This window comes from Streptococcus sp. IsoGale022, assembly GCF_031142805.1.
In the GTDB taxonomy this organism is placed as follows: domain Bacteria; phylum Bacillota; class Bacilli; order Lactobacillales; family Streptococcaceae; genus Streptococcus; species Streptococcus sanguinis_A.
The window spans coordinates 113427-125229 of record NZ_JAKZJI010000004.1 but is presented as its reverse complement, the minus strand read 5'-3'; the positions used below and the strand labels follow the sequence as shown (position 1 = coordinate 125229).

The window sequence follows — 11803 nt, the reverse complement described above, 5'->3', positions numbered from 1 at the left end:
TTTAAGTCCTCGGTTCTTTTTTTCGTTCTTGTAAACAAAGAAGACTAGCAAAATTGCTAGTCTTCTTTGTTTTATTTTTCTTCTTGACTGTCTGTTTCAACAGCCTTTTCTTCTTGTCCTTCTGTCGCTTCTGCTCCGAAGTCAATGATGATTTCTTCTGAAGGTTCTTCTTCCTCTTTGAAGATCACAGGTTCTTCCTCAGCTAAGCTGCTTTCTTCTTTCTCAAATTTTTCTTTGATTTCGTTAAACTTATCTTGTGAGTAGTCAACGACAGATTTTGTCGTTTCTTTGACAGATTCGATGACTGTTTCAGTTGTAATCTCGCCTTTCTCAACCTTTTCTTTGGTTTGTTGAATTGCACTGACAGCTTGATTTGAAAAGTCTTTAGCGGACTGAACGACAGCTTCGTGGATATCATCAGGATTTTCTTGATATTCCTTTACAAAGTCCCGAACCTTATCTGTCGTTTCCTTTCCTTTCTTACTGGTCAGGAAATAGGCAGCAGCTGCACCTGTAATGGCACCCAATAACAGTGATGAAAATTTTCCCATAATAGACCTTCTTTCTTATTTTTTAAACAATTTTGAAGCAAAACGCAAAGCAGATAAACCAGCTGTAGTTTTGACGGTTCCTTTACCAGCAGACACCGCTTTTTTACTCAGCGTACGCGCCTGAACGTTCAAATCTGAAACGGACTCAGACAGGTCCGCAACAGCTGTAAACAAAGGATCAATGGTTGCGACTTTTTGATTGATGTCGTCAGTCAAGACATTGACCTTGGCCAGTAAATCATTGGTTTGGTGAAGGGTCACATTGACATCAGAAGTCAAGACCTTGATAGTATTTTCTGTTTCATCTAGCATCTTACCAGCTTTCTCGCCCAGATTTTTGACAGTAATCGTCAAGTAAATCACGAAGATAATGAGGGCTAGCGCTAGTAAAGCATAAGCAATTTCAATTATCATATTTCTCTCCTTTCATTGCAGACATCTCTTACAAGAGTCAGCGGCTCTAAGCATTTCTTATTCTTGATAATAAGGGGCTTGCTTTTTTCTTTGGTAAATGATGATGCCAATTCCGACAAAAATAAGAATCAGTGACAGCCATTGGGAAACACGTAGGCCAGCAAACATGAGACTGTCCGTCCGCATACCCTCAATAATCATCCGGCCAAATCCATACCAGATTAGATAGAAGGCGGCGATTTCTCCCTGTCTCAGCAACTTAGGCCGACGGCGGAGAACAATAATCAAGATAAAACCAAGTAGGTTCCATAGAGATTCATAGAGGAAAGTTGGCTGTCTGTAACTGCCTTCGATATACATATTCTCACGAATAAAGCTAGGCAGATAGTCCAAACTCTTAACTGCCGCACCATAGGCCTCATGATTGGCAAAATTTCCCCAGCGCCCAATACTCTGGGCAATCATCACGCTTGGTGCTGCAATATCTAGAAAATCAACTGGGTGAATCAGCCTTCTCCGACAGAAGAAATAGAGAACGATAGCACCAGCTATCAGCCCACCGTAAATGGCAATTCCGGCTATTCCGCCATTCCAAAAATCAATGATTTTTATCAGATTCTTACCGTAATAATCCCATTCGAAAGCCACATAGTAAAGGCGAGCACCGACGATTGCTACGGGAAAAGCCACTAGGATAAAATCCAAAATATCATCAGGAATAATCTTCCGACGCGGAGCCTCTTTCATGGCTAGATAGACGGCCAAGACTAAGCCTGTGACAATACAGATGGCATACCAGCGAATACTGATAGGCCCAAGTTGGATAGCTACTGGATCAATCATGTTTCACCTCATTTCGGCTAATTAAGTCAGTGAGGCGTTCTTCAAAGATCTTGGTAGCATCATAGCCCATTTGCCTAGCTCGATAATTCATCGCCGCTGCCTCAATCACGACCGAAATATTGCGACCAGTCTTCACAGGAATCCGAATACGTGGAATTCTGACGCCAGCAACCTCCAGTTCCTCTGCATCATTACCCAGACGGTCAAAGGTCTTATGGACATCAAAGTTTTCCAGATAGACAGCTATCTGAACCTGAGAAGAATCTTTGACAGCACTAGCTCCGTAAAGGCTCATGACATCAATGATACCAACACCACGAATTTCCAACAAGTGGCGCAGGATTTCAGCCGGCTCTCCCCAAAGGGTCATTTCATCCTTGGCATAGATATCCACTCGGTCATCCGCAACCAACCGATGGCCACGCTTAACCAACTCAAGCCCTGTTTCACTTTTACCAATTCCGCTGTCCCCTTGGATGAGAACCCCCATGCCATAGATATCCATCAGAACACCATGAACGCTAGTTCTCTCAGCCAGCCGAGAATCAAGGTAGCTGGAAATTTCTCCAGACAAGCGACTAGTAGAGGTTTTGCTTCTAAGAATAGCAATCTGCTTCTCATCAGCAGCGCTAATCATTTCTTCAGGAATCTCTAAATTTCGAGCAATGATAATCACCGGCGTTTCAGGCTGGAACATTTTCAGCAGCACCTGATGGCGGTTATGAGAGCTCATCTTCATCAGATAAGACCACTCTTTCATCCCAATCAGCTGTATCCGCTCGGGTGTATAAAAATCAAAATATCCTGTCATTTCAAGTCCTGGCCGAGAAATATCTGAAGTCTTTATTTCTTTCTCCAGTAAAACGTTATCTCCGTACTCCTGAGACAGGCGGGATATTTTTAAGAGGTCTTTGACCTTTACCGACATTGTCTTCTCCCTTCAAATTTGTCTTCCTCTATTATAGCAAATTTTTACCTCAAAAGAATCCTTAAGATTGATTTTAGGTCGAAAAAATATTTTGATTTAAATCAACTTTTAAGTAAAAATAGAAAAACAGCCGTGACATCAATCGATCAGGCTGCTAAGAATCTTCTTTTGGTTCTTAAAACAAGGATGGTTTTCTACAAAGGCCGGGACCTCTTTCAGAGGCAACCAGACATGAGCATCTGTTTCACCTGCCTGATAGCGGACTTGACTCTTATCGCCAGACACAAGCACTTCATAATAGTCGAAATGGCACTGGTCTTTGATAGAGCACACCTGCTCCAAAAGTCTGATGCTGTCAGGAACCAGGCCTGTTTCTTCTTCTAATTCGCGCAGGGCGGCTGTCTGACTATCCTCTCCTGCCAGCACACTGCCTCCCGCTCCGAACTCATAGTAGCCAGGATAGAGACTTTTATTTGCTGACCGTCGCATAAAGAGAATATCGCCATCCTGATGGCGAACCAAGACATTGACACAGAGATGAAACTGTCCTTCAGGAATTTTTTCTCCTCGAACCAGGAGATGAGGGAGTTGATTTCGATTTAAGTCATAAGCATTCCAAACTTCTGCCATATTTCCTCCTTGGATGAATTACTAATATTTTGGTGGAGTTTTTAAGTGTAGATTTACCTAGTTTTCTAGCCTGCTTCTTTTTTAGAGTTTATCTAAAAGAAGCAAGCAGAAAATTAATCACGGCATAGAAAAGTCTTGCTAAAACATTCCCTACTTCAAGTAAAAAATCGGGAGTGCATCCCGAAATTTTCTATCTTATTAAGAATTACCAAAACCAGCCGTCTTTATCGTCTTTGATAGCTTCCGCTTCTTTTCGTTTGCGTGGACCAGTTCCGTACATTTCTTCTTCTATGTCTTCTTTATAGGGCATAACCATAGCCAGCAGGATATAGATGAGAATTCCCAAGCCGAAATTGACCACAGTAAAGATAATAAAGAGGAAGCGCACTAGGCTCAGATCAAAATCAAATTTATCAGACAGACCGGACAAGACACCGGAAATCAGTCGATTCTTTTTCAACTTATAGAATTTCACGTTCATGATAGAGACCTCAATGATCATATTTACTTTATTCTACCATATTTCATGAGAAAACAATCGGGCCAAAGGCTGATTATGGATTAGAATATTCATTCTTTTAAAAAAGAGAGTTCTTCAGTGAACTCTCTTGATGATTTATCAAGCATTCTCCGACAAACGGAGCTTGCCCATACAGCGTCCGCACCGGTATTTTTGAAGATTGACTCTGCGTCTGCGACGGATAAGTGCTCCGCAGCTTAGGCATTCATAGATGAGAAAGGATTGCAAATCTGACAATGAGGGGGCGTAGCGCAGACCATCAACTTGCTTGAGCAGGTCTTTAAAATCTCTATCCCCATGACGGTAACCTTTGCCCTGATAATAGAGGTGATAGTGAGTCAGCTCATGTCGGACAATTTTTCGAAAAATTTCCAGACCAAAAGTTTCATAGATTTTTGGGTTGAAATCCAGATGACCATCTTTAGGAAAGAAGCGTCCCCCTGTAGTACGGAGACGCTTGTTCCAATAGGCTTGGTGTCGGAATTCCCAGCCAAAATCCTCAAACGAAACCCGCTTGACATAGTTAGTTAGATTCATTTGGTGCTATCAGAGAGAGGTTGACCTTCTCCCGCTCCACATCCAGTTTATCTACCCAGACAGTGACCAAATCACCAACAGATAGGACCTGACTAGGATGCTTGATATAGTCTGTGCTCAGCTTGGAGATATGAATAAGACCATCTTCGTGGATACCGATATCCACAAAGGCTCCGAAATCAACGACATTGCGGACGACCCCTTCCAGCTTTTGACCGATGCGCAGGTCCTTGATATCCAAGACATCTTGCCGCAGAACTGGTGCGTCAAAGGAATCTCGCAAATCACGGCCAGGCTTGAGCAAATCAGCAATAATATCTTTTAGGGTTTCTTCTCCCAAGCCTAGCTCTGCAGCCAAACTAGCAGTCTGAACTGCTTTTAATTTGGCTTGGGCTGCTTCATCCAAACTGCTAATTTCAAGACGCTTAAAGAGCTCCTCCACCGCCTTATAAGACTCTGGGTGAACGCCTGTATTGTCTAGCAAGTTATCACTTTCTGGAATACGCAGGAAGCCGGCCGCCTGTTCAAAAGCCTTTGCGCCCAGACGAGGCACTTTCTTGATAGCCTCGCGAGACCGAATCAATCCTTCCGTTTCCCGGTACTTGACAATATTTTCTGAGATAGTTTTATTAAGACCAGCTACGTGAGCCAGAAGGGCAGGACTAGCGGTGTTGATATTGACCCCGACTTGGTTAACCACGGTATCAACGACAAAGTCCAGACTTTCAGACAGCTTTTTCTGGCTGACATCATGCTGGTACTGACCAACCCCGATAGACTTAGGATCAATCTTAACCAGCTCAGCTAAAGGATCTTGCAGACGGCGGGCAATGGAAATAGCTGAGCGCTTTTCAACAGTCAAATCTGGAAACTCATGACGAGCCAGTTCGCTAGCAGAGTATACAGATGCTCCGCTCTCATTGACGATGACATAGCTGACATTTGGATGAGATTTCAAAACTTCTGCTACAAAGGCTTCGCTTTCTCGGCTAGCCGTTCCATTTCCAATGGCGATGATTTCCACGCCAAACTGCTCAATCAGCTCCGATAACTCTTTCTTAGATGCTTCAATCTGAGCTGGCTTTGCTGGCGCTACTGGATAGATAACATGAGTCGTCAGCATCTTGCCTGTCGCATCGACAACAGCTAACTTGGCTCCTGTCCGAAAGGCTGGGTCAAAGCCCAGTACTACACGACCTTTGAGAGGAGTAATTAGGAGGAGATGGCGGAGGTTATCTGAGAAGAGCTGAATCGCTCCATCCTCAGCAGCCTCAGTTAGCTCGGTCCGAATACGGCGCTCCATGGCTGGAATGATTTTCTTTTTAACCGCTTGCTGAACTGCTTCAATAATATAGGCATTTTTCACCTTGAAGCGTACTTCAAAGAAGCGCAGAATTTTCTCAAGATTGTGCTCAAAACCAACCTTGAGAATACCTAGCTTCTCACCACGGTTAAGAGCCAAGGTACGATAGCCTTGCATGGTCGCTACTTTTTCTGAAAAATCATAATAAATCTGGAAGACCTGCTTTTCATCCAACTCCCCGTCTTTGAGACTGGATACGATAGAAGAATTGGTCTGCATCTCATAATAGGTCCAAGCCCGCAGCTTGGTATCTTCAGAAATTGCTTCAGTCAGAATATCCACTGCTCCAGCTAGAGCTGCTTCTGATGTTGGAAAGGCTTCACTAGTAAGTTTCTCAGCTTCTTCCTTCAGATTAGCCGCATCCTGTAGGATTAAGCGGGCCAAAGGAAAGAGACCTGCTTCACGGGCAATAGTTGCCTTTGTACGACGCTTCTCCTTATAAGGCAGATAAAGCTCTTCCACATCTGCTAGCTTTTCAGCAGTCCCAATCTCAGAGCGCAGCGCATCCGTTAGTTTTCCCTGCTCCTCAATCTTAGCTAAAACCGTCGCTTTACGCTCTGCCAAAGCAGTCATGCTCTTATCTAGGTCAATGATTGCCTTAATCTCAACCTCATCCAGATTTCCTGTCATTTCCTTACGGTAACGAGCAATAAAAGGAATCGTATTTCCCTCAGCGGTCAGATCTAGGACCTGTGATATTTGGCTTTCTTTAAGGCCCAATTTCTGGGCAATTTTTTCAATATTTATATTTTCCATAACAATCCTATTATATCACAAGTGCTTTGAAAGATAGGCAGTTTTAGAACTATTTAGTAATATTTGTACAAAAAAATTTAGGGTAAATCAGCGACAAAGAGTCTCCTATGTTTCAAAATTTCATTTTTTGATAATTGGTAGTATAATAGAATTATTATTTTAGAAATGAGGTGCCTTTATGGCTGTTAAATTTACTAGATCAGATGATTTGGACAAGATGTTCGAGGAGTTTGCGACCTTGCCTAAAATGGAAAAGGTAGAGTTCCCTGAGGAAGACAAGAAAAAATCTAAAAACGAGAAGGATAAGAAAGAATGAACTTCTTCTCTCAGCTGCCGGCCAGTGTCCTGCAAGCCGGCGCCATCTTTCTCTCCATTATCATTGAAGCCCTGCCTTTTGTCTTGATTGGAAGTATCATTTCTGGCTTTATCGAGGTGTATGTCACGCCGGACAAGGTTTATCGTTTCCTGCCCAAGAACAAATGGGCTCGGATTTTCTTTGGGAGCTTGATTGGTTTTGTCTTCCCCTCTTGCGAGTGCGGAATTGTTCCCATTATAAACCGGTTTCTGGAAAAGAAAGTTCCCAGCTACACGGCTGTGCCTTTTCTGGTAACGGCTCCAGTCATCAACCCCATCGTGCTCTTTGCGACCTACTCAGCCTTTGGTAATTCCTTCCGAATGGCTCTGCTTCGTGCTTTAGGTTCTATGGTCGTGGCTATTCTTTTAGGGATTTTCCTGGGCTTCTTTGCGGATAGTAATATTCAGAAAGAAAATCGCAAGGCTGTTCATGAGCATGACTTTTCACATCTCAGCAAGGGACAAAAGTTTTTTCAGGTCTTTGTGCAGGCCATTGACGAATTTTTCGATACAGGCCGCTATCTGGTCTTTGGCTGTCTCTTTGCCAGCCTGGTCCAAGTCTATGTGCCAACCAGAATCCTGACCTCTATCAGCTCGACACCAGCTGTTGCTATTCTCCTCCTCATGCTGCTGTCCTTCCTGCTCTCACTTTGCAGCGAAGCTGATGCTTTCATCGGAAGCTCCTTGATTGCTAGCTTCGGCTTATCGCCAGTCTTAGCTTTCTTGGTCATTGGGCCTATGCTAGATGTCAAGAATCTGCTGATGATGAAAAACTACTTTAAGACACGCTTTATCTGGCAATTTATCAGCCTGGTTACCGTCGTCGTCTTTCTTTACTCTTGGCTTGTGGGGGTAGTGCTATGATTCGATTTCTAATCTTAGTCGGCTACTTTGAGATTACCATGTATCTGCAGCTGACGGGCAAGCTTAATCAATATATCAATCTCCACTATTCCTATCTGGCATACTTGTCTATGATTCTGTCCTTTGTCTTGGCTGTCGTGCAGCTTATCATCTGGATGAAGAAGATGGAGGTCCACAGTCATTTAAGTACTCGCTGGGCTAAGTCAGGCAGCGTGCTACTCCTTGTCATTCCGCTTTTTGTAGGAATTTTCTTTCCAACTGTAACCTTGGATTCGACAACAGTTTCGGCTAAAGGATTTCATTTCCCGCTGGCTGAGGGAACTTCAACTGCTATTCAGCAGGACGAAGGTACGACAAGTCAGTATCTGAAACCAGACACCAGCACCTACTTTACCAAAGGGGCTTACGAAAAAGAAATGCGGGCAGCCGCTAAGAAATATGTTAAGCAAGATACCATTCAGGTCACGACTGAGAACTACATGGAAATCATGGAGGTCATCTATGATTATCCCGACGAGTTTGTGGGCAAGACGCTGGAGTTCACCGGATTTGTCTACAATGACCCCAGCGACCAGAAGAGTCAATTTCTCTTTCGCTTCGGTATTATCCATTGTATCGCCGACTCAGGTGTCTATGGCCTCTTGACGACTGGAAATACCCAGCATTTCGAAAATAATACCTGGATTCATGCCAAGGGAAAAATTACCATGCATTACCATAAAAGTCTGGGGCAAAGCCTTCCAACTCTAGAAGTTGAAAGCTTTGATAAGGTAGAAAAACCGGAAAATCCGTACGTTTATCGGGTATTTGAATAAAGAAAACGAGGCTGGCACAATCGTGTCTAAGCCTCATTTTTTTTGTATACGATTATTCTTGATAGAGCTGCTGTCTGCTTGATTTTGTCTCCCTTTTCAGAAAGCGAATTTCTAAATACAATCTTTAGAAAAATTGTGATAAAATAGAGACATCATTTAGAAAATAGGTATCAGGATGTCTTCAAAAGTTATTGTAACAATTTTCGGAGCCAGCGGTGACTTGGCCAAAAGAAAACTCTATCCATCCCTCTTCAGGCTCTATAAGTCTGGCAATCTTTCCAAGCATTTTGCAGTTATTGGAACCGCTCGCCGGCCTTGGAGCAAGGAATATTTTGAGTCTGTCGTTGTCGAGGCAATCGCTGATTTAGCTGACAGCCCCGAGCAAGCCCAAGAGTTTGCCAGTCACTTCTACTATCAAAGTCATGATGTGCAGGATACCGAGCACTACATTGAACTGCGCAAGCTTCAAAACCGACTCAATGAGCAATACCAAGCCGAGCACAATAAACTCTTCTTCCTATCCATGGCTCCGCAATTTTTCGGCACCATTGCCAAACACCTCAAGTCTGAAAACATTGTAGATGGCAAAGGATTTGAACGTCTGATTGTCGAAAAACCATTCGGAACAGACTTGGCAACTGCCAGCCAACTTAACGAAGAACTCTTGGCTGCCTTTGATGAAGAGCAGATTTTCCGTATTGACCATTATCTAGGTAAGGAAATGATTCAGAGCATCTTCGCTATCCGCTTTGCTAATCTTCTCTTTGAAAACATCTGGAATCGTGACTACATTGACAATGTCCAGATTACCTTTGCAGAAAAGCTTGGTGTCGAAGAACGCGGCGGTTACTATGACCAGTCCGGTGCTCTGCGCGATATGGTACAGAATCATACCTTGCAGCTCCTGTCACTCTTAGCTATGGACAAGCCGAAAAGCTTCAGCAAAGAGGACATTCGGGCAGAGAAAGTCAAAGTTTTTGAGCGCTTGGTAAAGCCGAATAAAGAAGACTTAAAACGCTTCTTTATCCGCGGTCAGTATAAGTCTGGCACAGTCAAAGGCAAGAAATACATCTCCTACCGGAGCGAGCCTAATGTCAATCCCGACTCCATGACAGAGACCTTTGCTTCAGGAGCTTTCTTCGTAAATAGCGAGCGTTTTCGTGATGTTCCATTTTTCTTCCGAACTGGTAAACGCCTCACTGAAAAAGGCACTCTTGTCAATATCGTCTTTAAGCAGATGGAGTCTATCTTTGGTGAGGAATTAGCACCAAATGTTCTGACCATTCATATCCAGCCGACTGAGGGCTTCTCACTTAACATGAATGGCAAAGAGGTCGGCGAACGCTTCAGCTTAGCTCCTCTCTCTCTGGACTATCGAACAGACGCAACAGCTAGCGGTGCTTCCCCTGATCCTTACGAAAAATTAATCTTTGACGTCCTTAACAATGACTCAACCAACTTCAGCCACTGGGATGAAGTGCGATCCAGCTGGGAGCTGATTGATCAGATTGAAGAGCTCTGGCATAGCAACGAAGTGCCACTCCATGAATATCCTGTCGGCTCTATGGGACCAGACGCTTCCTTTGAACTCCTTAGAGAATTTGGAGCTGACTGGCAGTGGTCTCCAAAAAAAATAAGATTTAAAAAATATTCATAAAAAAGCCAGTACGTGTACTGGCTTTTTTGCTTTATACTAAACCTTCAAGCAGGCCTTTCATAAAGTTCTCTGAGTTGAACTCACCGATATCATCAATCTTTTCTCCAAAGCCAATCAGCTTCACTGGGATATCCAATTCCTGACGAATAGCTAACACAACCCCGCCTCGAGCTGTTCCATCAATCTTCGTCAGTACAATTCCTGTGACTGGGGTGATTTTAGAAAATTCCTTGGCCTGAACCAGAGCATTCTGACCAGTTGAAGCATCGAGAGCTAGGAAAGTCTCATGTGGTGCTTCTGGATCCACCCGCTTAATAATGCGGCCAATTTTCTCCAGCTCTGCCATGAGGTTGTCCTTATTTTGCAGGCGGCCAGCCGTGTCAATCATAAGAACATCAACCTGCTCCGCCTGAGCACGCTCCATTCCGTCATATACGACACTGGCAGGATCGCTCTTCTCAGGTCCCGTCACTACAGGAACATCTACGCGCCGACCCCATTCAGACAGCTGAGCTACTGCTCCAGCTCGGAATGTATCTGCTGCTACCAACATGACTTTCTTGCCTTGTTGTTTGTACTTATAGGCTAGTTTACCGATAGAGGTGGTCTTACCGACTCCGTTGACCCCAACAAAGAGCATGACAGTCAGTCCATTTTGGAAATTGATTTTTTCATTAAAGCGGCCATCTTTCTCATAAATGTCCACCAATTTTTCAATAATCAGCTGGCGCAGAGCAGCTGGTTTTTTAGCATTTTCCAGACGGGCTTCATAGCGTAGTTCCTCAGTCAGACTAGAAGCCACTTGAACCCCTACATCACTAGTGATGAGCAGTTCTTCCAAGTCTTCGAAGAACTCTTCATCTACTGAGCGGAAATTAGCAAAGAAGGCATTGAGCCGTGCTCCAAATCCTGTCCGAGTCTTCTTTAGGCTGCGGTCATATTTTTCCTGAGTGGATTCCTCTTGAGGAAGTTCAGCAGGCTCTTCTGTAGCTGCTGCTTCTGATTCTTCAGCAAAATCAGCTGATTGATTGACCTGTTCTGATTCTGTTAGTGGAACATCTTCTGTTTCTTGTTCGAACTCATTATTTGAATCAGTTGCAACCTCGTCATAAGAAGCTGCTTCATGCTCAGTATGAGATAATGCTTCATCCGACAGGTTTGTTTGTTCAACAAGTTCTTCTACCGTTTCGTCACTGCTTTCAGGCTGGTGCTCTTCTAGAGTTTCTTCAGTCTGAGTTGCTCCTTGAGCCACTTCTTGATTTTCTGCAATAATTTCTCTTTCATGCTCTGGCTCCTTGCTTTCTTCTTGGATAGCTTGAGATGCAAGCTCTTCTGTTACTAACTGCTCTTCAACATCAGCTAAACTATCTTTTGTATCCGAAATTTGGTCATCAAGTTGCTGCTCGTCCTGATAGGACCGAACAGCTTCCGCTTCAAGATTTTCTCCTGTTTCTGGAACAGACGCTGTTTCTTCTTCAAGGACATCAATGTTTTCCAATGCTTCCTTGACAACTTCTTCAATCGGCGGTTCTTGCTTTTTTCGGCCGAAAAGGCGATCAAATAATCCCATC

The 11803-nt window shown here is 43.7% G+C and carries 13 protein-coding genes; 4 read left to right on the top strand and 9 right to left on the bottom strand.

Annotation, left to right across the window (positions count from 1 at the left end):
* Positions 1 to 71 precede the first annotated feature (71 nt).
* The 8 genes from RG608_RS03745 to RG608_RS03710 form a co-directional block, all read right to left on the bottom strand.
* The gene (locus RG608_RS03745; RefSeq protein ID WP_268687396.1) at positions 72 to 551 is read right to left on the bottom strand and encodes a YtxH domain-containing protein; all 480 of its coding nucleotides are present in this window, start codon (positions 549 to 551) and stop codon (positions 72 to 74) included.
* A 15-nt stretch (positions 552 to 566) separates the two neighbouring features.
* Positions 567 to 965 (bottom strand): DUF948 domain-containing protein, encoded by a 399-nt coding sequence (locus RG608_RS03740; RefSeq protein WP_268687397.1) that lies wholly within the window; start codon positions 963 to 965, stop codon positions 567 to 569.
* 57 nt (positions 966 to 1022) lie between these two features.
* Entirely contained in the window at positions 1023 to 1808 is a 786-nt protein-coding gene (lgt, locus tag RG608_RS03735) for a prolipoprotein diacylglyceryl transferase (protein ID WP_125434373.1), read from the bottom strand.
* The gene (gene hprK / locus RG608_RS03730; RefSeq protein WP_268687398.1) at positions 1801 to 2736 is read right to left on the bottom strand and encodes an HPr(Ser) kinase/phosphatase; all 936 of its coding nucleotides are present in this window, start codon (positions 2734 to 2736) and stop codon (positions 1801 to 1803) included. The genes lgt and hprK overlap by 8 nt, the downstream gene beginning before the upstream one ends.
* 138 nt (positions 2737 to 2874) lie before the next feature.
* Positions 2875 to 3366, bottom strand: a complete 492-nt coding sequence (locus tag RG608_RS03725) for an NUDIX domain-containing protein (RefSeq protein ID WP_268687399.1) — start codon at positions 3364 to 3366, stop codon at positions 2875 to 2877.
* 205 nt (positions 3367 to 3571) lie between these two features.
* The gene (locus RG608_RS03720) at positions 3572 to 3847 is read right to left on the bottom strand and encodes a PspC domain-containing protein (protein WP_032906743.1); all 276 of its coding nucleotides are present in this window, start codon (positions 3845 to 3847) and stop codon (positions 3572 to 3574) included.
* Positions 3848 to 3985: 138 nt separating this feature from the next.
* Positions 3986 to 4423, bottom strand: a complete 438-nt coding sequence (locus RG608_RS03715; RefSeq protein WP_268687400.1) for a SprT family protein — start codon at positions 4421 to 4423, stop codon at positions 3986 to 3988.
* Positions 4410 to 6542, bottom strand: coding sequence for a Tex family protein (locus RG608_RS03710; RefSeq protein ID WP_308946554.1), 2133 nt, complete (start codon positions 6540 to 6542; stop codon positions 4410 to 4412). Before RG608_RS03710 ends, RG608_RS03715 begins: the two co-directional genes overlap by 14 nt.
* Positions 6543 to 6720: 178 nt before the next feature.
* Between RG608_RS03710 and RG608_RS03705 the strand changes: the two genes are divergently transcribed.
* The 4 genes from RG608_RS03705 to zwf all read left to right on the top strand — a co-directional run bounded on the left by RG608_RS03705 (position 6721) and on the right by zwf (position 10232).
* On the top strand, positions 6721 to 6858 hold the full coding sequence (locus tag RG608_RS03705; protein ID WP_002897213.1) for an SPJ_0845 family protein: 138 nt from the start codon (positions 6721 to 6723) through the stop codon (positions 6856 to 6858).
* Positions 6855 to 7760, top strand: coding sequence for a permease (locus RG608_RS03700; protein ID WP_268687402.1), 906 nt, complete (start codon positions 6855 to 6857; stop codon positions 7758 to 7760). The genes RG608_RS03705 and RG608_RS03700 overlap by 4 nt, the downstream gene beginning before the upstream one ends.
* Positions 7757 to 8575, top strand: coding sequence for a TIGR03943 family putative permease subunit (locus tag RG608_RS03695; RefSeq protein WP_268687403.1), 819 nt, complete (start codon positions 7757 to 7759; stop codon positions 8573 to 8575). The genes RG608_RS03700 and RG608_RS03695 overlap by 4 nt, the downstream gene beginning before the upstream one ends.
* A gap of 175 nt (positions 8576 to 8750) precedes the next feature.
* On the top strand, positions 8751 to 10232 hold the full coding sequence (gene zwf, locus RG608_RS03690; RefSeq protein ID WP_308946553.1) for a glucose-6-phosphate dehydrogenase: 1482 nt from the start codon (positions 8751 to 8753) through the stop codon (positions 10230 to 10232).
* Between the two features lie 31 nt (positions 10233 to 10263).
* On the opposite strand, the gene ftsY is transcribed toward zwf, so the two are convergent.
* Entirely contained in the window at positions 10264 to 11802 is a 1539-nt protein-coding gene (gene ftsY, locus RG608_RS03685) for a signal recognition particle-docking protein FtsY (RefSeq protein ID WP_268687405.1), read from the bottom strand.
* Position 11803 lies beyond the last annotated feature (1 nt).

Bases quoted from the DNA above. Each gene is read 5' to 3' on its own strand.
- RG608_RS03705 (WP_002897213.1), top strand. From the start codon at position 6,721: ATGGCTGTTAAATTTACTAGATCAGATGATTTGGACAAGATGTTCGAG.
- RG608_RS03715 (WP_268687400.1), bottom strand. From the start codon at position 4,423: ATGAATCTAACTAACTATGTCAAGCGGGTTTCGTTTGAGGATTTTGGC.
- lgt (WP_125434373.1), bottom strand. From the start codon at position 1,808: ATGATTGATCCAGTAGCTATCCAACTTGGGCCTATCAGTATTCGCTGG.
- RG608_RS03740 (WP_268687397.1), bottom strand. From the start codon at position 965: ATGATAATTGAAATTGCTTATGCTTTACTAGCGCTAGCCCTCATTATC.
- RG608_RS03725 (WP_268687399.1), bottom strand. From the start codon at position 3,366: ATGGCAGAAGTTTGGAATGCTTATGACTTAAATCGAAATCAACTCCCT.
- RG608_RS03745 (WP_268687396.1), bottom strand. From the start codon at position 551: ATGGGAAAATTTTCATCACTGTTATTGGGTGCCATTACAGGTGCAGCT.
- RG608_RS03720 (WP_032906743.1), bottom strand. From the start codon at position 3,847: ATGAACGTGAAATTCTATAAGTTGAAAAAGAATCGACTGATTTCCGGT.
- ftsY (WP_268687405.1), bottom strand. From the start codon at position 11,802: ATGGGATTATTTGATCGCCTTTTCGGCCGAAAAAAGCAAGAACCGCCG.
- RG608_RS03695 (WP_268687403.1), top strand. From the start codon at position 7,757: ATGATTCGATTTCTAATCTTAGTCGGCTACTTTGAGATTACCATGTAT.
- zwf (WP_308946553.1), top strand. From the start codon at position 8,751: ATGTCTTCAAAAGTTATTGTAACAATTTTCGGAGCCAGCGGTGACTTG.
- RG608_RS03700 (WP_268687402.1), top strand. From the start codon at position 6,855: ATGAACTTCTTCTCTCAGCTGCCGGCCAGTGTCCTGCAAGCCGGCGCC.
- RG608_RS03710 (WP_308946554.1), bottom strand. From the start codon at position 6,542: ATGGAAAATATAAATATTGAAAAAATTGCCCAGAAATTGGGCCTTAAA.
- hprK (WP_268687398.1), bottom strand. From the start codon at position 2,736: ATGTCGGTAAAGGTCAAAGACCTCTTAAAAATATCCCGCCTGTCTCAG.